General features: G+C 63.5%; 18 protein-coding genes and 1 other RNA gene. 11 read left to right on the plus strand and 8 right to left on the minus strand.

Translation table 11 applies throughout. From position 1 onward, the window contains the following. The 5 genes from hflC to GM909_RS08505 form a co-directional block, all read right to left on the minus strand. Positions 1 to 951, minus strand: a complete 951-nt coding sequence (gene hflC / locus GM909_RS08485) for a protease modulator HflC (RefSeq protein WP_157015790.1) — start codon at positions 949 to 951, stop codon at positions 1 to 3. Beyond that, the gene (gene hflK, locus GM909_RS08490; protein ID WP_157015791.1) at positions 951 to 2,042 is read right to left on the minus strand and encodes an FtsH protease activity modulator HflK; all 1,092 of its coding nucleotides are present in this window, start codon (positions 2,040 to 2,042) and stop codon (positions 951 to 953) included. The genes hflC and hflK overlap by 1 nt, the downstream gene beginning before the upstream one ends. Before the next feature lie 153 nt (positions 2,043 to 2,195). Then, positions 2,196 to 2,732 carry a dihydrofolate reductase gene (locus GM909_RS08495; RefSeq protein WP_157015792.1) on the minus strand — a complete coding sequence of 179 codons (537 nt, stop codon included), beginning with the start codon at positions 2,730 to 2,732 and terminating at the stop codon, positions 2,196 to 2,198. Positions 2,733 to 2,741: 9 nt separating this feature from the next. Next, complete coding sequence (locus GM909_RS08500; RefSeq protein ID WP_157015793.1) at positions 2,742 to 3,536, minus strand: thymidylate synthase; 795 nt, start codon at positions 3,534 to 3,536, stop codon at positions 2,742 to 2,744. Positions 3,537 to 3,753: 217 nt separating this feature from the next. Further along, positions 3,754 to 4,065 (minus strand): DUF2853 family protein, encoded by a 312-nt coding sequence (locus tag GM909_RS08505; protein WP_157015794.1) that lies wholly within the window; start codon positions 4,063 to 4,065, stop codon positions 3,754 to 3,756. A gap of 161 nt (positions 4,066 to 4,226) precedes the next feature. Here GM909_RS08505 and ssrA point away from each other — a divergent pair. From ssrA to GM909_RS08535, 6 genes are all read left to right on the plus strand, one after another. Next, positions 4,227 to 4,579: a transfer-messenger RNA gene (gene ssrA, locus GM909_RS08510) on the plus strand. Between the two features lie 143 nt (positions 4,580 to 4,722). Continuing rightward, positions 4,723 to 5,298, plus strand: coding sequence for an SspB family protein (locus GM909_RS08515; RefSeq protein ID WP_157015795.1), 576 nt, complete (start codon positions 4,723 to 4,725; stop codon positions 5,296 to 5,298). Positions 5,299 to 5,305: 7 nt separating this feature from the next. Further along, the gene (locus tag GM909_RS08520; RefSeq protein WP_157015796.1) at positions 5,306 to 5,500 is read left to right on the plus strand and encodes a DUF4169 family protein; all 195 of its coding nucleotides are present in this window, start codon (positions 5,306 to 5,308) and stop codon (positions 5,498 to 5,500) included. Then, the gene (locus GM909_RS08525) at positions 5,497 to 5,721 is read left to right on the plus strand and encodes a ribbon-helix-helix domain-containing protein (protein ID WP_157015797.1); all 225 of its coding nucleotides are present in this window, start codon (positions 5,497 to 5,499) and stop codon (positions 5,719 to 5,721) included. Before GM909_RS08520 ends, GM909_RS08525 begins: the two co-directional genes overlap by 4 nt. 428 nt (positions 5,722 to 6,149) lie before the next feature. Further along, positions 6,150 to 6,677 (plus strand): PRC-barrel domain-containing protein, encoded by a 528-nt coding sequence (locus GM909_RS08530; protein ID WP_235911761.1) that lies wholly within the window; start codon positions 6,150 to 6,152, stop codon positions 6,675 to 6,677. 239 nt (positions 6,678 to 6,916) lie between these two features. Beyond that, on the plus strand, positions 6,917 to 7,885 hold the full coding sequence (locus GM909_RS08535) for a universal stress protein (RefSeq protein ID WP_157015799.1): 969 nt from the start codon (positions 6,917 to 6,919) through the stop codon (positions 7,883 to 7,885). Between the two features lie 72 nt (positions 7,886 to 7,957). On the opposite strand, the gene GM909_RS08540 is transcribed toward GM909_RS08535, so the two are convergent. After that, positions 7,958 to 11,719 carry an AsmA family protein gene (locus GM909_RS08540; RefSeq protein ID WP_157015800.1) on the minus strand — a complete coding sequence of 1,254 codons (3,762 nt, stop codon included), beginning with the start codon at positions 11,717 to 11,719 and terminating at the stop codon, positions 7,958 to 7,960. 85 nt (positions 11,720 to 11,804) lie between these two features. Continuing rightward, positions 11,805 to 13,217, minus strand: a complete 1,413-nt coding sequence (locus GM909_RS08545) for an FAD-binding oxidoreductase (protein ID WP_157015801.1) — start codon at positions 13,215 to 13,217, stop codon at positions 11,805 to 11,807. A 168-nt stretch (positions 13,218 to 13,385) separates the two neighbouring features. Here GM909_RS08545 and GM909_RS08550 point away from each other — a divergent pair, with 168 nt between their 5' ends. Together GM909_RS08550 and GM909_RS08555 are read left to right on the plus strand one after the other, a co-directional pair. Beyond that, the gene (locus GM909_RS08550) at positions 13,386 to 13,871 is read left to right on the plus strand and encodes a thioesterase family protein (protein WP_157015802.1); all 486 of its coding nucleotides are present in this window, start codon (positions 13,386 to 13,388) and stop codon (positions 13,869 to 13,871) included. A 147-nt stretch (positions 13,872 to 14,018) separates the two neighbouring features. After that, complete coding sequence (locus GM909_RS08555) at positions 14,019 to 15,314, plus strand: SAM-dependent methyltransferase (RefSeq protein ID WP_157015803.1); 1,296 nt, start codon at positions 14,019 to 14,021, stop codon at positions 15,312 to 15,314. A gap of 9 nt (positions 15,315 to 15,323) precedes the next feature. On the opposite strand, the gene GM909_RS08560 is transcribed toward GM909_RS08555, so the two are convergent. Beyond that, the gene (locus GM909_RS08560) at positions 15,324 to 17,153 is read right to left on the minus strand and encodes a chloride channel protein (protein WP_157015804.1); all 1,830 of its coding nucleotides are present in this window, start codon (positions 17,151 to 17,153) and stop codon (positions 15,324 to 15,326) included. A 534-nt stretch (positions 17,154 to 17,687) separates the two neighbouring features. Between GM909_RS08560 and GM909_RS08565 the strand changes: the two genes are divergently transcribed. The 3 genes from GM909_RS08565 (at position 17,688) to GM909_RS08575 (ending at position 21,344) form a co-directional block, all read left to right on the plus strand. After that, positions 17,688 to 18,758: a serine/threonine protein kinase gene (locus GM909_RS08565; protein WP_157015805.1), complete on the plus strand. Its 1,071-nt coding sequence runs from the start codon at positions 17,688 to 17,690 to the stop codon at positions 18,756 to 18,758. A 415-nt stretch (positions 18,759 to 19,173) separates the two neighbouring features. Beyond that, positions 19,174 to 20,364, plus strand: a complete 1,191-nt coding sequence (locus GM909_RS08570; RefSeq protein WP_157015806.1) for a quaternary amine ABC transporter ATP-binding protein — start codon at positions 19,174 to 19,176, stop codon at positions 20,362 to 20,364. A gap of 53 nt (positions 20,365 to 20,417) precedes the next feature. Further along, a complete protein-coding gene (locus GM909_RS08575; RefSeq protein WP_157015807.1) occupies positions 20,418 to 21,344 on the plus strand; it encodes an ABC transporter permease in 927 nt (308 codons plus the stop codon). Positions 21,345 to 21,383: the final 39 nt, after the last annotated feature.

The following is a 21,383-nucleotide window of genomic DNA, read 5'->3' on the forward strand; positions in this document are numbered from 1 at the left end:
TCACTGGCCGGTCTGGGTTGCGCTCGTCGTCGAACCGTCGACACCCGGCGATGGCGCCGGCGATGCCGGAGCCATGCCGTCGGCTGAGCCGAAATAGCGGAAGAACTCCGAGTCCGGCGACAGCACCATCGTCGTGCCGCTGCCCTGCAGCGCCTGCTGATAGGCCGCCATCGAGCGATAGAAATCGAAGAACTCGGGATCGCGCTGGAAGGCATCGGCAAAGATCGCATTGCGCTCGGCCTCACCTTCACCGCGCAGGATTTCCGATTCGCGCCGCGCCTCGGCGATGATCTCGACCACCTCGCGATCGGCGCGGGCACGAATGCGCTGGGCCGCCTCGCGACCGCGGGCCCGCAACCTCTCGGCTTCGGCCAGGCGCTCCGCCTTCATGCGGTCGAACGTCTGCTGCGAGACCTCCTGCGTCAGGTCGGTGCGGCGAATACGCACGTCCTCGATCTCCAGCCCCAGCGAGGTCGCGTCGGGCCGCAGTTGATCACGCACTTCGCGCATCATCGAGGAACGTTCGTCCGACAATGCCGCCTCGAAACCACGCAGACCGTAGACACGGCGCAGGGCCGCGTCGAGGCGCGTGCGCAGACGCTGCTCGGCCAGCAACACGCTGCCCGAAACATTCTGGCGGAAGGCCCGCGGATCGGCGATGCGATAGGCCACGAAGGCGTCGACCTCGTAGAACTTGCCGCCCGAAACCTGGACTCGGATGTCGTCGAGATCGAAGCGCATCACGCGATCTTCGACGATCTGCACGTTGTCGGCCTCGAGAAAGGCGAAGGGAAGTTTGAAATAGATGCCAGGCTCGGATTCGACCTTCACGATCTCACCGAACCGCAGGACGATGGCCTGCTGGCGCTCGTTGACGACGAAGAGCGACGAATACACCAGCAGCAGAAGCAGGCCGATGGCGACGACGATGATTGGGAGACGATTCGACATCAGTTGGCTCCTCCGGCCGCGCGCTTCTGCAGTTCGGGCAACGGCAGATAGGGCACGACGCCCTGGCCGCTCTCCTGCCCGACGATGACCTTGTCGGAATCCTTCAACACGCCTTCCATCGTCTCCAGAAACAGACGCTTGCGCGTCACGTCAGGTGCCTTTGCATATTCGTCATAGACCGAGATGAAGCGTTGCGCCTCACCCTCGGCCTCCTGCACGACCCGGTTCTTGTATGCTGCGGCATCCTCGCGGACCTGAGCCGCCTCGCCTCGCGCCTGGCCCAGCTTCTGGTTGGAATACTGGTTCGATTCCTCGACGAAACGGTCCTCGTCCTGCTCGGCGCGCTGAACCTCGTCGAAGGCATCGGCGACTTCACGCGGCGGCGCCACGTCCTCGATCGAGATCGCATTGATGGCAAGGCCGGAGCCATACTCGTCAAGCGTCGTCTGGATCGTCGAACGAACATCGTCGGCGATGCCCTGGCGGTCGTCGCGGAAGATATCCTGGGCGGGGCGCCGGCCGACGACTTCGCGCATGGCGCTTTCGGAGATCTGCTGCAGCATGTTGTCTGGATCGGCCACGTTGAAGAGATAGGCGCCCGGATCGGCAACCTGGTAGGCAACAGAAAACCGCACATCGACGATGTTCTGATCACCCGACAGCATCAGCCCTTCGGAGTTTCCGCTGCCGCCGCCAGCACCGATGTTCATCAGCTTCTCGGCCGTGTTGGCGATTTCCACAGTCTCGATCGGCCACCAGGCGAAATGCAGCCCGGGCTCGGAAACCTCGTCCTTCGGCTTGCCGAACCGCAGTTCGACGCCGACTTCGTCCGGCTGAACCGTGTAAATCGCCTTGAAGCCCCACAGCGCCAGAAGACCGACGACGACGATGCCGGCAATGGCCGGACTGAACCCGCCGCCGCCCGGCAGGGCGCGCTTCAGCCTGTCCTGTCCCTTGCGGATGATGTCCTCAAGATCTGGAGGCGTGCCCTGCGGCCCGCCTTGCCCGCGCGGCCCCTGCCCCCAGGGCCCGCCGCCATTGTTGCCGCCGCCCCAAGGGCCGCCGCCTCCGCTCTGATTGCTCCAAGGCATGAATGTCCTTTCAGTCCGTGATCCGCGCCTTGCGACGCGGGTGAAGGCAGAATCCGCAATTTCCGTGGTTATAGGGTCGCAGAAGCGGCCTTTCAACGCGGCGACATGACCGCAGTGCCGATTTCCGGCCTGTCATTCGTGAATGATCGTAACTTATGGTGAATTTCCCGTCGAGCCCTTCGCCGCATTGCGTCTTTCATAAACGGCGTAGCGCGTGGGAAACGTGTCGTTCTCGCCGGCCGGCACATCTTCCCGGGCAACGAGACGCCACTGCGCCTCATCCAGCTGGGGAAAGATGGTATCGCCGTCGATTTCGGCAAGCACATGGGTGAAATGAACGCGGTCGGCGCGCGGCAAGGCCTCGCGATAGATCTCGCCGCCCCCGAGCACGAAGACCGTTTCGTCGCCGCCGGGCTGCATCTGTCCGCCCGCAATGGCAAGGGCCTCATCCAGCGAGGACGCCCGTGAAACCCCGGCCGCAGACCAGTCGCGATTGCGCGTGACGACAATGCTGACCCGGTTCGGCAACGGCTTGCCGATGCTGTCGAAGGTCTTGCGGCCCATGATGACGCTATGGCCGGTCGTCAGCGCCTTGAAACGCTTCAGGTCGGTCGAAAGGCGCCAGGGCATCCCGCCGTCGCGGCCGATCACCCCGTTTTCGGCCGCCGCCACCACGATTGCTACATGCATGATCAATTCCTACACCGCGATCGGTGCCTTGATGCTGGCGTCGGCCTCATACCCTTCGAGGCGGAAATCCTCGTAGCGGAATGCGAACAGATCCTTCACGTCCGGATTGATCCTCATGCGCGGCAAGGGCTTAGGCGTACGGGTCAGTTGCTGCCGTGCCTGCATGAAATGATTGGAATACAGGTGCGCATCGCCCAATGTGTGGACGAATGCGCCGGGCTTCAGCCCCGTCACCTGCGCAACCATCATGGTCAGCAGGCTGTAGGAGGCGATGTTGAAGGGCACGCCGAGAAAGATGTCGGCCGAGCGCTGATAGAGCTGGCACGACAGCTTTCCCTCCGCCACGAAGAACTGGAACAGGCAATGGCAGGGTGGCAACGCCATTTCGTCGACCAGCGCCGGGTTCCACGCCGACACGATGAGCCGGCGCGATTCGGGATTGGTCCTGATCTGCTCGATGACATTGGCAATCTGGTCGATGTGGCGGCCGTCCGGCGCCGGCCAGGAGCGCCACTGCGCGCCATAGACGGGACCGAGATCGCCGCTCGCATCGGCCCATTCGTCCCAGATCGTGACGCCGTTGTCGTTGAGATATTTGACATTGGTGTCGCCGGCCAGAAACCACAAAAGCTCGTGGATGATCGATTTCAGATGCAATTTCTTCGTCGTGGTGACCGGAAAGCCGTCTGCCAGGTCGAAACGCATCTGATGGCCGAAAACTGCACGCGTTCCTGTGCCGGTTCGGTCGCCGCGGTCGGTTCCGTGGTCGATCACATGGGAGAGCAGGTCGAGATATTGGCGCATGGCAGTCCAGATGATTCCGGTTCGCCGTCAGTCTAGTCGACATCGACTGCAGATGCATCAGCGCGGCGCTTTCGTCCCCATGATTGGTGCCGGCCATGCTCAAGACCCAAGGCCAGGCCTCGTTTGGGCGCCAGCCCGCCGGTAGCGGAAAAGCGGCCGGGGCGTCTGCGCCCGGCCGTTCCTGGATCAGAATGAGTTGTCGATCCGGACAGTGGCTTCAAAGCGAGCCGAGCTTGCCCAGGTCCTTCGCCACCAGATAATAGAACGTCACGCGGCTCTTGGAGTTGTCGGCGCTCATCGCCTCGCAGGTCTTTTCGACTGCCGCCATCCCTGCGGCCGCGTCGTCGACGCCCAGCTTCTTGGCGCACCAGCTTTGCTGAACGCGCTTCAATTCGTCCGGATCGCTGCAGGAAACGAGCGAAGCATCCCGGCTGCGCAGCGCAATTCCCAGATGCTTCACGATCTTGTCGACAGTATCGGCGCTGGCGCCGGAATCGTACTTCTTCACATCTTCGAGATAGTCGGCCATAGGCATTTCCCCTCGTCAGGAACAAAGCTTGTCAACATTCGCGGGCGCGCCGCAATTCGCCGAGAACGTGCAATTGGAACTGGCTTCCCGGCAGGCAAGCTTCCCCGCTGCGCGATTTGGTGTCAATTGCTGAATTGCCGAACCTTGCAGCAGACGTTTCACCCCTTCACTTCGCCACGGAAATTACCTATATCTGCGGTGTCAGCCTGGCTGACTATGGCGATAAACGGCCGATGCAATAAACCGTTCGGACCCGGGGGCGGTACCCGGCGCCTCCACCAAAAGCCGCTGCGAAGCGGTTTCTGATGGGGGCGAAACAGGATCGACGAAGGTGTAAAGATCGAACTTTCGCCCGGCATTGTACCACCGTTATCGGGCTATCTTTATAGTTGCAAACGACAACTATGCGGAAGCACGTCTCGCCGCGTAAGCGGTGCGACAGCTTCAATTCAAGCCTCAGGCCGTCGCAGGTCTGAGCGGGGTTCGGAGGCACCTGGCAACAGAAGCCTCCACTTTCTTGCCCTCAGTCGGTCACTCCCGCATCGGCACGTCAGCATAATTCGCACGACTTTTTGCACCGACGGCTCATAATCAGTTTACGATGCCCGCCGGCTTCATTAAATCTATGGCGATTCACGAGCTAGATGCGCATTCCCCATGCCCGACGACCACATCCGCTACGACATACTTGCCCAGGAGGCCCTGCGCGGCGTCATGCGCAAGGTATTGGGAGAAGTTGCCCGCACCGGCCTTCCCGGCAACCACCATTTCTTCATCACGTTCCTGACCGGTGCGCCCGGCGTGCGCATATCCACCCGCCTGCGCGAGCGCTATCCCGAACAGATGACGATCGTGCTGCAATATCAGTATTGGGACCTGAAGGTCACTGATACGGGCTTCGAGATCGGCCTGTCCTTCTCCGACATTCCCGAAAAGCTCGAGATTCCGTTCACCGCCGTGCGCGGCTTCTACGACCCCTCGGTCAATTTCGAACTCGAGTTCGACGTCAAGGTTGAGGAGGCCGACGAGCAGCCGGCCACTGTCGCTCCCGCGCAGCCGCTTGCCACATCGGACACCGCCGCCGCGGCCGACAAACCCGCCAAGGGCGGCAAGAAGAAGAAGGCGGAAAAGGCTGCGTCCGAATCTGCTGGGCAAGGCGAAACCGACGACACACAGGACGAGCCCGCCTCCTCGGGACAGGTCGTATCGCTCGACGCATTCCGCAAGAAGTAGCCGCACAATGGCCGAGATCGTCAATCTCCGCATGGTCCGCAAGCGCGCCGCCCGCGCGGCGAAGGCCAAGACCGCGGAGGCGAACCGGCTTCGCTTCGGACGCGCAGGGCCGGAAAAAAGAGCCGCGGAGATCGAGAAAGATCGGCTTGCACGCAAGCTCGACGGCCATCGGCGTACGCACGACGAGACCGACACGCCGTGACAGCCGTGCGCAAGCGCTCGGTGACCATTCGCGGCCATCGGACCTCCTTCTCACTGAAACAGCCCTTTTTCGATGAGCTTTTGCGCCTGGCTGCCCAACAGGGTGTCACGCTCGCCGCGCTGGTCACGGAGATCGACCGCACACGTGCGCGCGCCACGAACCTGTCCTCGGCATTGCGGCTCTACGTCCTCGAAGCCGCGAAGAAGGGATTTCTGAGCTAGCTAGATCCACTCTTCGGCTCCGGCCTGGGCACCCATGGGCGGGGTACGGGGCACGGGTGCCCGTCAGCCGGAGCCCCAATCGGGGTCGCATACGACCGGAGAGACGGCGCCCCGATGGGAGACACGACGGCGCTGCACGGAGTTTCGAGATCAGGACGCCGCCATATCCGTATCGCGAGATAGGGCGCCACGGGCGGGAGGCGATTGAAATCATATAACGCACTGAAAGCAAATGTGTTCTGACGCCCGCATGCGCGAGGAACGAAGGCGCACGAAGTACATTGACCCACTGCAGGCGCCGCCAGTTGCGCCAAATGGCGAGAACAGGCGGTCGGTATCGTTCGCGACGCAACAGCGAAGGAGACCTTTCTATGTTCAACAGATTTCTCGCAACAACCGCCGTTGCAGCGATGGTCGCAACGGGTGCGATGGCCCAGTCGACCGCCCCGACGCCCACCGATCCAACCCTGCAACAACCGACCCAACCCGACGTACCGATGGTCGTGAAATCCAAGGGCCATCTGGCCAGCAACATCATTGGCAAGTCGGTCCTCAACAGCTCAGGCGAGGACGCCGAAAATATCGGCAAGGTGAGTGACATCGTCATTTCACCCGACGACGATCTGCAGGCCGTGGTGATCGGCGTCGGCGGCTTTCTCGGCATCGGCAGCAAGGACGTCGCCATCGAGTATGACCTCGTCGACTGGCAGGAACTCGAGGGCAATCGCTACATGGTCGTTGAAACCAGTGCCGACGCACTCAAGGCGCTGCCCGATTTCGACCCCAGGGCGTTCGAACCGATGCCCGCCGATGCCGCTGTGAGCGAGCCGAAGCCGGCAACGGCGGACGACGTCACGAAGGCCGAGGAGACCGTCGCAGCCGAGAAGGCGGCCGCTGAAGCCGAAAGGCAGGAGCGGACGGTTCCTCAGGAACAGCAGGAAACCCCGGTGCAGTGATGCAGATGGGTTCACGATCGATGCAATCGGGTCGCCAATCGTGATGGAACAGACGCCCTGCCCGGCCGATTAATCGCAGAGATGCCAGTTGGCCCGTCGCCTGAAGACCATACCGAACGGGCCGGCATCACAAAACAGGCGATCACGTTCGTCCAACTCTCACCCCGGCGAGCGTGATCGTCTGCCAATTCGTCCCACCGGCGGAACCAGCGCCTGAGTGCGGCGGTTGCCGGCGTTGCATGGCAGATCTCTGGCAACAGCAATTCGGCGGGAGGCCAGATCAATATGCTGGAACATGCTCCAGTCGAACTGCGCGAGGCACCGTCATGAGCATCAAGAGAATCCTTGTTCCGTTTCCCCGCGGAACCAGGCCCGACGAAGAGATTGCGCTGGCGCTATCAGCCGCCACTTTCCTCGAGTCCCATGTCGAAGCCCTGTTCATTTCCGAACCGCCCGAGCCACCGACCTCCGGCATGGCATATGGCGAGGTGGCCAGGATGGGGCAAGTCAGCGTGGCCGGCCTGCGAACCTCACCGGTTGAAGAACAAGAAAGGGCGGCCCGCGCTGCCCACGACGCGTTCGAACGGGCCTGCGGTCTCGCTCACGTGCCGCTCCTCGACGAGGGTGCCGACATCGGCGCGATGCCGAGCGCACGCTGGCGCGAAGCGGAAGGGCGATACTCGACCATTACGGTTGGTCGGGCCTCAGGCTACGACCTCATCATAGCCGGCAGCGCGGCGGTTTCGGACACGCTCCGCAACATCGCGGAAGCGACCTTGCTGCAGGCGGGAAGGCCTGTTCTCCTGGCGCCGATCGCCCAATCCTACAGCTTGAGCAGAAATCCGATAATTGCCTGGGACAACAGCCCTCAGTGCTGGAGTGCGGTGTCGGCCGCCGTACCTTTCCTGCAACGTGCAGACTCCGTCCAGGTCGTCAGCATTGATAAGGACGCCTGGAGCAAGGCACGGGCGCGCAAGGATATTCTGGACTATCTGGCGTGCCACGGCATTGCCGCAACTCACCGCATCGTCGAACCGCACTCACTGTCGATCGGCGAGGCGTTGCTGGCAGAGGCGGGCGAACAGAATTCCGGACTTCTCGTCATGGGCGCATATTCGCACAGTCGTCTTCGCGAGATGCTGCTTGGCGGGGTGACACGGCACATCCTGGCCAACACCGCCACGACCCCGGTGCTGATGGCGCATTGACGCGCGATTGCCGGACCGGCGCCACCCATCCATCGGCAGCGTTGTCATCGATGGTCGTGGCGCCAAGCGGCGCTACCGAATGGCGTCGCCTTGCAGCGAGTTCAAAAGATCGCGGATCGATGTCGCGTCGAACAGGCCGGGCGGTGGTTCTTCCACGGTCGGCTGGGCATCCGGCCCCTCCTCCCCGCCTGCTGCGCCCGCATTCTCCGGCCTTTGCCTGCTGAGTTCCTCCTGCCGGCGGCGTTCCTCCGCCTGCCTTTCGTCTTCGCGCCTGAGCATGCGTCGCACGTCGTCTTCGGCCGAACGGCGCGCCCTGTCTGCCGCTTCGCGGCGCGTGTCGGCGCGCCGCTCATAGTATCGCGCCTCGCGGCGCAGGCGCTGCTTTTCAAGCAGCCGCGCCTGCATGGCCTCCACCCGTGCCTGCTCGATCTCCAGCGCGCGCTGGGTGAGGAATTGCCCGAGCGGCACCGTATCCAGGCTGGCGTGCGGATATTTCAACGGGCCGGACACGGTGAAGCCGACCCGCGGTTCGGAGCCCACAAGCGCCTCGTCTCCGGCATCGAAGACGATCTGTCCGTCGGCCGAGACACGGGTCGCGTTCAGGTCCAGCCGCAATTCCGTTTCGATGCCTGCACCATCGCCTTCGATGAACAGCGGCGGCGTGCGCACTACCCCGGCGGCGACCGTGAAGGCGACCTCGCTCGGCGGCATCCGGAAGCGGCCGTCGCGCAGGATCGTCGGGGCAAATGCCGCGGTCTTCTCGGCATCGATATCGCGGCCGATCCTGTCTGCCTCGGCAATGATGGAGGGGAACGCTTCGCCATTGAGGCCCGGCACCACGAGCCCGTCGACCCGCGCCGTACCCGACCCGGAAAGCGAAGCGATCAAAGCGCCGGTCGATTTGCCGTTCGACGTCAGCTCGGCGGTCAGATCGACCTTCCCGTCGAGCGCGGCGGCAGGCAGAAGGGTGCGCGCATCGGCGTGCGAAATATTGACGTGGCCGGAGAACAGCCCCGTGCCCTCGTTGTTCTGCAATTCGATCAGCGCCTCGGCCCTGCCGCCGAAAATGGAGCCCGAAACGTCGGACAGCCGCAAACCGTCGCGGTTGATCCGCATGCGCATCTCGACGTCGTCGGCGGCCGCCGCCGAGCCGAAATCGAGCGACGCCACCTTGAGCGATATGTCGCCGGTGATCGGCGCGTGGCCGGTCTGGCGGTACGGCATGTCGGGCCAGTCTTCGCCGTCGCTCTCGAAGGCCCGCTCGCCCAGGATCATCATGCCGGCCAGCGACAGGTCGAGCACGTCCAGCGAGGCCTCGCCGGTCACATGCGGCACCTCTTCGCCCGTCTCCACGTCCAGGTCGCCGGAAACGGGGATCGACGCGATCGTGCCCTGAATGTCGTCGAAATGCAGCGCGCCAGGCTCGAAATCGGCCGTCATGGTCATATCGGCCGGCAAGCCCAGCCCCATGCCCGGGACGCCTGCCCCGACGCTCATCAGCCACGGCTCGAAATCGTCGCCCTTGAGTTCCAGCCTGCCCTTGCCCGACAGGCCCTGCGGCATCGCCCTCACCTCGCCGTCGTAGACGGCGGAGGCATCTTCGCCCGACAGGACGAAGCGCGCCGAGGCGCCATCCGACAGCACTCCGTCGAGCTTCAGTTCGGCTTCCCCGCCGTCCGCCAGACCCAGATCGAGCGCGGGCAGTCCGCTCAGCGCAAGAAGCGCGGCACCGTTTGCGCCGCGCGCGGAAAAATCGATCTTCAGCGGCGCCGTGGCCAGATCGCCCGCCACCGCGTCGGCCGAAGCGGCCATGGTGTAGTAGCTTTCGCCGGCCTTTCCCTGGACGCTCAGCGCAATATCGGTCGCGCCGCCCGATCGGCGCGCCAGCGAACCGACGAGGTCGATGCGCGCGTCGGCATAGAGGCCGGGAAAGATGTCGGCCCGCCGGGCCGCCGCCTGGGCAATCGCGTTGTCGGGATAGCGCTCGGCGACAAGGCGCACGAAAGGAACGAGATCGGGAGAAACCACCGAGACATCGACATTGCCGGCCGGTTCGCCCGACAGGTCAGTCACCGTACCCGTGGCACTGACATTGGCGCCGGCCAGCCCGCCGATCGCCAGACGGTCGATCTCCAGCCTGTCTTCCTTCAGCCGCAACGCGGCATCGACCGATTCGGCGCGCATCTGTGCGGCCTCCACCGGACCGGCCTTCAGCTCGAACTCGATATCGTGGCCGCCGAAACGGGCTTCTCCGTCATCGGCGACGAACAGCGAGGCAAAGGCGGTCATGCCCTCCAGGTCCAGCGCCCCGCCGTCGAGATGTGCCAGCATGGAGGGGCGGACATCGGGCCGGCTGAGCCGGTCGAGCGCACCGGTAAACCGGGATTTGCCCAGTATCAGCTCCATGTCGGTGAACCGCTGGCGCTGCGGGCCGAGGTCGACATCGGCAGAAAACCCGGCCGATGGCAGCCGGCGGATGGCCTCGTCGACATCCTTGGCCAGCCAGGCGGCAAAACCGGACGGCTGGCCAACGGCGACCAGCATCTCGCCCCTGAAACCGACATCCTCCTCCACTGACAACAGGCCGCTCGCCTCCAGCGTGGTGCGGCCGGGGAAGCTGGCGCCGAAATTGTCGATGACCCATCCCGAGCGCGCCGGTTCGGCCGACACCTCGATGTTGCGGATGGTGGTGTCGCCGGCAACGATCGCCGGCAGTTCGATCTCGACGCGCCCGTCGATCGCCGGGCGCGGCAGGTCCTCCAGCAGCCGGCGCACCGCACCCAGCCGCTCGGCCAGCGGCAAACCCGCCTCGCCTTGCGCGTCCTGCCCGGCTTCGCCGTCGAGCCGCACCTGCGACCCGCGCGCCTCGACCAGGAAGCGCGGATCGCGGCCGAAATCGAGAAGTGCTGTGCCGTCGGCGGTATAGGGATCGTCGCGCGCTCCGGTCTCGAAACGAAATTCCGCCACGTCGAGGCGCCGGTGATCGAGCGAAAAACGTCCGCTGACGCGATGGTCCGCGATGCCCGTCCTGTCCGCGACCGTGCTACCGGCCGCAGGCTGCGGGCCGTGATCGGGCTGTTGCGAAAACCCCATTCCCACCTGGAAGGTGCCGCTATATCTGGCAGCGCCCGCATCGACCCGCACATCGCCGTCGGCTTCCAACTCGATCGGATATACCACGCTTGCGGCGCGCACCCTCAGCCGCATCGATCCATTGTCGTCCGGCGTGCCCGTGGAGATGGCAAGGCGTGCGGGCATCCCGTCGAGGCGCGCCTCGCCCTCCATGCGCCAGGGACCGGCCAGCGAGCGCGCGCTGATTCGCGCGTTGAGCGCACTCACCTCATGCGCGCGACCGCTGACGCCATGGCGAATGCTGATCGCGCCGTCGGTGACGGTGACGTTTTCGAGCGTGATCTGATGCGGGTCGAACCGGGTTGTGGGGCGCAGCGCCCAGTCGATCCTGCCCTGCGGGCCGATCTCGATGACGGCTTCCGGGCGCTCCAGCCGCATGTCGAAGATCAGGATCTCGCCGCTCAGGAAGGGCGCGAGCTCAGCATCCATGGAAAAGCTGTCGGCCGTCATCGCGGTTTCACCAGGCGCATTGCCTTCGACGCGGACATCGGTGAAACGGACCGAGGGAAACGGCAGCAGGCGCGCCGTGGCTGTTCCCTCCACCGTCACCTTGCGGCCAAGGATGCGGCTCGCCTCGCGCTCGAAATCGGCCCTGTAGCTCGTCCAGTCGATAAAATAGGGGCCCACCAGCGCCGCCGTGAGCGCCAGCACGATCAGACCACCAACGATGACAAACAGCCGCGCCAGTGTTTCACCCCGCAAATCAATCGGCCGCCAGTTTACCTGAGCGGCCGTGTCGATAAAGTGGCGAGCGACGCCACCACAATCCCGGTTGCGCCGTTGCAGCTCAATCGAGTGCGAACAGCTTGCCCGGATTCATGATGTTGAGCGGGTCGATCGCCCGTTTGATGGCCTTCATCGTGTCGATGCCGGCACCATGCTCCAGCTCAAGATATTTTACCTTGCCTTGGCCGATGCCATGCTCGCCCGTGCAGGTGCCCTCCATCGACAGGGCGCGCTCGTTCAATCGGGAGACAAACCCTTCGGCGCGCGCGATCTCCTCGGCATCGTCGGGATCGACGAGGATCATGACATGGAAGTTGCCGTCGCCGACATGGCCGACGATCGGCGCGATCAGGTCCGTCTCGGCAATGTCGATCTCCGTCTCCTCGATGCACTCGGCCAGCCGCGAGATCGGCACGCAGACATCCGTCGTCAGGTTCTGGCAGCCGGGCCTCAGCGCCATGCCCGCCCAATAGGCGTCGTGACGCGCCTTCCACAGCTTGGCGCGCTCTTCGGCCACGTTTGTCCAGCGGAACGGACCGCCGCCGAACTCGTCGGCGATCTCGCCGAACATCTCCGCCTGCTCCTGCACCCCGGCATCGGTGCCGTGGAACTCGATGAACAGGCAGGGGCTCTCGGGGTAATCGAGCTTCGAATAGCTGTTGATGGACTGCATGCCGAGCGTGTTGACGAGTTCGATGCGCGCCACCGGAATGCCGAGCTGGATCGTCTGGATCACCGCCTCGCAGGCCGTCTTCAGGCTCGGGAACGGACAGACCCCGCCCGAGATCGCCTGCGGAATGCCCTGCAGGCGAAGCGTCAGGGCGGTGATGATGCCGAGCGTGCCCTCCGAGCCGACGAGAAGCCGTGTCAGATCGTAGCCGGCCGAGGATTTGCGCGCCCGCCCGCCCGTCTTAACGATCCGCCCATCCGGCATGACCGCCGTCAGCGACAGCACGTTCTCGCGCATCGTGCCGTAGCGCACGGCATTGGTTCCCGAGGCGCGGGTCGACGCCATGCCGCCGAGGCTGGCATTGGCACCCGGATCGATCGGGAAGAAGAGCCCGGTGTCGCGCAGATAGGTGTTGAGTTCCTCGCGCGTGACGCCGGCCTCCACCGTGCAGTCGAGATCCTCGGCATTGACCGCCAGCACGCGGTTCATGCGCGACATGTCGATGGAAATGCCGCCGCCCGGCGCGTTGACATGGCCTTCGAGCGACGAGCCGACGCCGAAGGCGATCACCGGCACGGTGTGCTCGGCGCACACACGCACGATCTCACTGACCTCCTCGGTCGTTTCCACGAAGGCCACGCCGTCGGGAAGCTGGTTCGGGATATAGGTCGTGGTATGGCCATGCTGCTCGCGGATCGCCTGGCCGGTCTGGAAGCGCTCGCCGAAGCGCTGCCGGAGAATGCCGAGCACGGCGGCGATCCCCTCTTCGTTGCGTTCAACCGGTGCCAGATCCGCCAAAGCCATCGCTTTCTCCTTACCGCCCGCGCCGCGGACATCATGGCCGTCGTCGAGCCGGCCGCCCTTGAACGGCGGCCGTTCATGCGTAATGTGCAAGCGGCTCGCGGACCGCCCAGCCCGCCGCGCTGCCGCCATCCATAAACCTCATCGGCGAACATTCAAGCGAGGATTTGCATGACAATCGAAGCACCCTTCCATTCCCGCATCATGGAAGTGGAAAAGGACTGGATCGATTATAACGGCCATCTCAACATGGCCTACTACAACGTCCTGTTCGATCGCTGCTCGGATGAGGCCTTCGAGATCCTGGGCATGGGACCTGACTATGCGCGCGAACGCAAGCTGACGATCTACACCGCCGAGGTCCATGTCTGCTATGTGCGCGAACTGCACCTGGCCGACAAGGTGCGCGTTTCATTCCAGCTTCTCGACCATGACGAAAAGCGCCTGCGCGCCTATCAGGAAATCCACCATGTCGACGGGTGGCTGGCCGCGAGTTCCGAAACGCTGTCGCTGCATGTCGACATGGCGGGCCCGAAGGTCGCCCCCTTCCCGCCCGACATCCAGGCCAGGGTCGAGGCCATGCGCGCCGCCCACGCGGACCTGCCGATGCCCGAGCGCGCCGGCCGCGCCATCGGCATCAAGCGCAAGAACGGATAGCAGGCGATGACACGCCATCGTGCCCTCGGCCGCGTACAGAACCTGCCGTTTAGAAGCCGCCGCAGCGTTTGGGAATCGCCGTGACAATCGCCGGGGCGGCCTCTAGTTTTTCGCCGGTACCGACTCACACGGGCGGAGGCTGATGCAATGAAATCCGAACGGCGGCTCGAGACCATGCGGCGCATGATCGTTCATGCGCGCGAAATCCTCGAGCTTCAGTTCGGTGTCGTCCTTTGGGATGGCGTGAAAGTGCCGGCCGATCTCGCAGCTGACGCGTTCGCCGTCAAAATCGCCGACGAAGGAGCGGTCGCCGCACTGTGCCGGCGTCCCAATCTCGAGACGCTTGCCAATCTCTGGGTCAGCGGGCGCATCGACCTTTTGAACGGCACCCTGTTCGACCTTGTCCGATTGCGGCCGAAAGTCCGAACCCGCGATATTCGCAAGGTCCTCGACAAAAGCCTGTTGCTGAAGAATTACCTGAGCTTTCTCATGGTCGGCCGCGGTGGCCCCTGGCCGCTCGAAACCCAGCCGAACGAAAAGCCGAGCGACGGCAACGCAGCCGAGAACAAGAAGAACATCGGCTACCACTATGATGTTTCCAACGCCTTCTATGCGCTGTGGCTGGACAAGGAAATGGTCTACAGCTGCGGCTATTGCACGGACTGGGACAACGATATCGACCGGATGCAGCGGGACAAACTCGAGCACATCTGCCGCAAGCTTCGCCTGCGCGAAGGCGAACACCTGCTCGACATCGGCTGCGGCTGGGGGGCGCTGACTTTGTACGCCGCGCAGAACTATGGCGTGACCACGCTCGGAGTGAGTTTGTCGGAGGAACAGATCGCCTATGCCAGGGAAAAGGCGCGGCGTCTCGGCCTTGAGAATCGGGTCAGATTCGAGCTGACCGATTATGCTTCGGTCACGGGCCAGTTCGACAAGGTTGTTTCAGTCGGAATGCAGGAACATATCGGCCTCGACAATCTTTCGACCTACTGCGCCACCGTGAAGCGGATACTGAAACCGGGCGGGATCTTTCTCAATCACGCCATCACCCGGCCGGCCAAACGTGACGCCCGGACGTTCCGGCGCAAACGGGCCGAATTCGCGCTGCTCACCAAGTATATCTTCCCCGGCGGCGAACTCGACCATATCGGAAACACGCTCGCCACCCTGGAACAAAACGGCTTCGAGGTGCACGATGTCGAGGGTTTGTGCGAGCATTACCAGCGCACCTGCAAACATTGGCACGACCGCCTGCTTGCCAAATACGAGGCCGCGACAGACGAGGTCGGCGAGGTGAAGACACGGCTCTGGCTCGCCTATCTCGCAGCCTGCGCGATCGCTTTCGAGCGCAATGGCGTTGGCGTCTACCAGACGGTCACGACCCTTCGGCGGCGCGGGCCTTCCAGCCTGCCGCCGACGCGCGCGGATCTGTATCGTTAGCGCGCATTCTCACCCGTAGTGGTTCTGAATCACGGCGTTGGCCACTTCCTCGCGGTCGATGATGCCGACGATCGCGTCGGGTCGCGGCACGCCATGGCCCTTGATGACGACGGCATAGGAACGTCCGCGCCTGTTCATGCGAGTGATGGCGTCGTTGAGATTGCTGTCATCCGTCGCCAGGATGAAGGCGTTGGACGAGAGCGAGCCGAGCGTCTCCTTGCCGATACGCTGCATTTCGTGACGCAGCGTGCCGAAACGGATGAAACCGGAAATACGCTGCCCGTCGCTCACCAGAACCTTCGTCGAGGCGGGATCGATCTCGTTCACCGCTTCGGCAACCGTCATCGTATCGGGCAGCACCTTGAAATTGCGATTCATGATCTCGCTTACCGGCTGAACGAGGAACATGTTGGTGGTGCGGTTGGTCGGAATGGGCCTGCCGCGATTGCGCAGCTTGATCGTGTAGATGTCGCTGGTGATCAGGGCGCGCCGGATGCCGATCGCCAGCGCCACGGCGAGCACCAGCGGCACGATGACATGGTAGTCACGCGTCATCTCGAAGATCATCACGATGGCCGTCATCGGTGCGCTCGTGGCGCCGCCGACCATGGCGCCCATGCCGATCATGGCGAATGTCGGCACCGAGATATCGGCCTGCGGAAACAGCATCGTCCCGACGACGCCGATCGCAGCGCCAAGTGTGGCGCCCATGAACAGGCTGGGTGAGAAAATGCCGCCCGATGCTCCGGCGCCAAGACTGATCGAGGTGGCCGCCAATTTGCCGAAAAACAGCGCGATGAGCAGTATCAGGCTGGTGTTTCCTCCCGCCAGAACGTCCTGGATCGTGGCGTAGCCGACGCTCAGCACGTGGTAGTGGCCGCTCGCCAGCAGGAAGAGATAGCCCATCACGCCAACGGCGGTCATGCCGATCAGGTTCTGCCAATAGGGGCTGATCGGCATCGCCTCGAAACGGTCCTCGGCATAGGCCAGCGTCTTGACGAAAAGATAGGCGGCAAGACCGATGATGATCCCCGCGGCCGCGGCCAGCACGATCTCATGGAAATTCACCGCCTCCATCTGCGGGAGGATGAGAGGGTGCACGGCAAACGCCGATTCGGCGCCGATGACGAGCCGCGCCACATAGGTCGAGGTCGCCGTGGCGATGACGACGGGCAGGAAGCTGCGCGGCGAGATCTCGGGCAGCAGGACCTCGCTGGCGAACAGCACGCCGCCCAGCGGCGTGTTGAAGGTCGCGGCGATCCCCGCCCCGGCACCGGCCGAAAGCAGCGTGATCTTCTGCGCCCGGACCAGATTGAGCCGCCGCCCGAAGGTCGAGCCGAAGGACGAGCCGATCTGGATGATCGGGCCCTCACGGCCGACCGAAGCCCCGGTGCCGATGGAGATCGCCGAGGCAAGCGACTTCACCACGGCCACCACGCCGCGGACATTGCCGGCATTGTGGTAGATCGCATACATGACTTCGGGAACGCCATGCCCCTTGGCTTCCGGCGCGAAGCTGCGCACCAGAAGGACGACGAGCAGCCCGCCGATGATCGGAACGGCGATGATGAACGGGCCAAGCGGGCTCGGCGCGCCAAAAGCGTTCGGGTCGTACTGGAAGGACAAGGTCTGATAGAAGGCCAGGTTGTAGATCAGCGCGATCAGGAACTTGAAGACGATGGCGCCCAGCGCCGCGACGACGCCGACCACCAGGGCAAGCAGCGAAAGCACCGGCAGTGGAACCTCGCGTTCCACCGGCGGCGCCTCGCCGGCCGCACCTGCCCTGCCATCCCCCGCGCCCCGAGTTGTCGAGGGTGGCGTGACGACTTGGGACGACATGTGCGAGTTTCCGCGTTTGGTTTGCGTTTCAGGGCTAGTGGTTCGTTTCCAACTGGGGCGACATCGAGTGAGTATCGAATGTCAGATTCGTTCCACTAGGTATTCAATGAATGTGGGCCCTTATGGCGCTGGCGCGGCATCGAAGCAACCCGCAATTGTTGTAAAGCACCACAACCGGCTCACGCAACTGCCCGAAAAACCGAATGAATTTCGCAACGCCCTGCCAGAGCATGTCCCGCTCAAACGGTACCGTTTGAGCGAAGGGTACATGCTCCAACATATTGATCTGGCGCGCATATCTTTGCTTCAAGCGTTTCCGTTTGAAGCGAACGCGCGCCAGCAGGGACAGGCGTAGTTGCGCGCCTTGGTGCCGATGGAGCCGTTCGCGCCGGCCACGATAACGACCAGCTGGCGGTCGTCTTCCGTTTCACGGGGTTCGTCGAGCGTGGACTGCCGGCTTCCCTGCGCCGCGCTTCGTCAATCGGGACGCACCGACATGATTGTAAAGGCGCCACCTTGGGGCTATTGGGGCGCATGATTGAAGCAGCGCCCCTCCAGTTCACGGCTGAAAACGTCCTCAAGCGCGACGTCTTTTCCGAGACCCGCAAAGGTCATTTTGAAGGCGACCCGGAACGCAAGATCATTCGGCGCGAGGTCGGCGCCGCGCCGGTGTGGTCGCGGCCATTGGCCTGGTTGCTGGCCCGGCGCGAGATCAGGGTGATGCGCGCGGTCGACGGCGTGCCCGGAACGCCCAACCTCATTTCCGTCGACGCCGACGGCCTCTACCGGACCTGGGTGGAAGGGACCCCACTGCATCTTGCCCGCCCGCATGATCCCGCATGGTACAAGGATGCCCACCGCCTCCTGCGCAGCTTCCGCCGCCGCGGGGTCACACACAACGATCTGGCCAAGCCGCAGAACTGGCTGGCCGCTCCCGACGGCTCGGCAGCGGTGATCGATTTCCAGCTCGCCTCGCTGCACCGGCGCAAGGGCGCCCTCTACAGGCTGATGGCTTATGAGGATTTCCGCCATCTCCTGAAGCAGAAGCGCGCCTTCGCGCCAGAACTGATGACACGGCGCGAAAAGGGCATTCTCGCCCGCCGCTCGCTGCCCTCGCGCATCTGGATGGCAAGCGGCAAGAAGGTCTACAATCTGATTACGCGCGGCCTGTTCAACTGGTCCGACGGCGAAGGCACCGGCGACCGGCTCGACCGGGAAGGTGCCGGCATCGTGACTGCGCTGAAGTCGCATCCGGGCGTGCGCGACGTCGCATTGACGCTCTATCCGCTGCCGCGCAAGGGCGTCGGCATATACGCATTTGTCGAGGCGGATGGCGGCATTGGGCAGGCCGAGCTTGAAGGCTTGCAGAAATCGAAGCTCAGAGACGGCGGCGCCGATCTCATTCAGCCGGTCAACGCCCTGCCCCGCCGACCCGACGGGGCACCACGCGACGACATTCTGCGGCTTGTCGCGATGAACCAGATGACCGAGCTCGATGCGGTGCTGCAGCGGGAGCCGGACCTTGCAGCCATCGTGCAGGACGTCGCGGCCGGTCGACTGAATTTCACCGACCGGCGCATTTCCGGGCTTGAGAGCAGGGACTGAAGCAGCTCCGGGAGGCGCAAAAGCTCCTCGTTGGCATTGCGAAAAATCAAGGCGTTGGACTGACGCATCGTCGCTAGCGCGCGTTCGCTTCAAACGGAAACGTTTGAAGCGAAGAGATGAGCGGATCCACACCTGCATGCCGTTCGTCGCCCTGCGCCACCACCGACGGCGGCCCTTCCCCATGGTTCGGTCCGTCGTCCGTGATCGGCCCGACCGGGCAAATCCCATCTTTCCGCTGCAGGTAGACCTGGGTTGCCTCGAGAGGCGATCCGTCCTATATCGCTAATAAATAAGCCTGTATGGCAGCTTGGGGTTAGAATTTGTCACAATTCCTCTGACCGACTATACTATCGAACAACCTAGCAAATGTCCTCATAGTCATAGTGGGGAGCAATTTTATGTTTCAAAGGCATCCATGAAAGCCAAAGTAGAAGCGAAGAATATTTTCAAGATTTTTGGAGACGATCCCAAGTCGGCCCAAAATATGCTCGAAGAAGGTCGATCAAAGGAGGAAATCTTCGAAGCAACCGGCCTCACCATCGGCGTCCAAGATGCGAGTTTTGCCGTCCAGCAAGGCGAAATATTCGTCATCATGGGGCTGTCGGGGTCGGGCAAGTCGACCCTGGTGCGGATGATCAACGGGCTGATCGCTCCGACATCGGGCGAAATGCTGGTCGACGGCACAGATATCGCCAATTGCTCGCCGCAGCAGATGCGCGAAATCAGGCGCACGAAAGTGGCCATGGTGTTCCAGCACTTCGCGCTCTTCCCGCACAAGACGGTCGGCGAAAATGCCGCCTACGGGCTGAAGATCAAGGGCATGGGCGCTGCCGAACGGCGCGAACGTGCCCTGGCCGCACTCGAGCAGGTCGGCCTCAGGGCGCATGCCGACAGCTATCCCGACGAATTGTCCGGCGGCATGCAGCAGCGCGTCGGCCTTGCCCGCGGCCTGGCCGCCGAGCCTGAGGTGCTGCTGATGGACGAGCCCTTCTCCGCCCTCGACCCGTTGATCAGGAGCGACATGCAGGAGGAATTGCTCGAACTGCAGCGCTCGATGAAGAAGACGATCATCTTCATCACGCACGACCTCGACGAGGCGCTGACGCTCGGCGACCGCATCGCCATCATGCACAACGGGGCGATTGTCCAGATCGGCACCGCCGAAGAGATCGTGGACAAGCCGGCCGACGATTATGTGGCGGCATTCACCAAGGACATCGACCGTTCGCGTGTCTTCACGGCGCAGAGCGTGCTCAGCCCGGCCGAGGCGATCGACCTGTCGAAGGATACGGCCGCGTCCGCGATCGAGCGCATGGAACAGCTGAACCGCGACGCGATTTACGTGCTCGACGGCGACCGCATCGCCGGCACCGTGACCTATCGCGACCTCACCGCATCGATGCGCGACAATGGTGCGGCCCTGTCCGACGCCATCATCGCGGACTACCCCACGACCAAGAGCACGACGCCGCTGCATGAGCTCTATCCGCTATGCGAAAGCGGGCTGCCGATTGCCATCGTCGGACGCAAGGGCCGGCTGGAAGGCATTGTGGAGCCGCAAGCCGTGCTCGCCAAGGTGGCGAGCGACTCCGATGAGGCGGCTTGAGAGCCTGCGCGAACTGACCGGCCCGGGCGCATAATCCGGGCACAGGAGACGACATGAGACCATCCGACTTACTCACAATCCCGCTTGACGATTGGGTCAACAGCTTCGTGCGCGACTGGCTGGTGCCCAATTTCCGGCCCTTCTTCCGTTCCCTGCAATGGCCGATCACCCAGGTGCTGAACGCACTCGACGGCCTGCTGAACGCCACGCCGATGATCGTTCTCACCGCGGTCCTGGCGTTCATCGCATGGCGCACGGCGGGACGTTCCGTGGCGATCTTCACCATTATCGCGCTGGTGTTTATCGACATGATCGGCCAATGGCCGGAGACGATGACGACGCTGTCCATGGTTGTCACGGCCGTTCTGTTTTGCACCGTACTCGGCGTACCGCTGGGCATCATCGCCGCCGGCAGCGACCGCTTCCAGGCGGTGCTGCGGCCGATCCTCGACATCATGCAGACGATTCCATCCTTCGTTTATCTGGTGCCCATCGTCATGCTGTTCGGTGTTGGCATGGTGCCGGGCATCATCGCCACCATCATCTTCGCCCTGCCGCCGATCATCCGGCTGACCAATCTGGGCATCCGCAATGTCCGCCATGATCTGATCGAGGCGGCCAACGCCTTCGGCTCAACCCGGTGGCAGACACTGTGGGAGGTGCAGCTTCCACTCGCCATGCGCACCATCATGGCCGGCCTCAACCAGACGCTGATGCTCGCCCTTTCCATGGTGGTGATCGCGGCGCTGATCGGCGCCGGCGGCCTCGGGCTCACCGTCTATACCGGCCTCGGCCGGCTCGACGTCGGCAACGCCATGGCCGGCGGTATTGGCATCGTGCTCATCGCCATCATTCTCGACCGGATCACCCAGGCGCTGGGCGAGGCCAGGCAGATGCGGCGCACATCGCTGCTGCAGACGCTGAGATCCATGATCTCGACGGCCGGACCGGGCAAACAGACAACGGAACGGGCAGGTTGACAAAGCCTGCTCCGCCGCCTTCCAGCGGCAAAAGTACCT

Source organism: Mesorhizobium xinjiangense (assembly GCF_009749525.1).
Taxonomy (GTDB): domain Bacteria; phylum Pseudomonadota; class Alphaproteobacteria; order Rhizobiales; family Rhizobiaceae; genus Mangrovimarina; species Mangrovimarina xinjiangensis.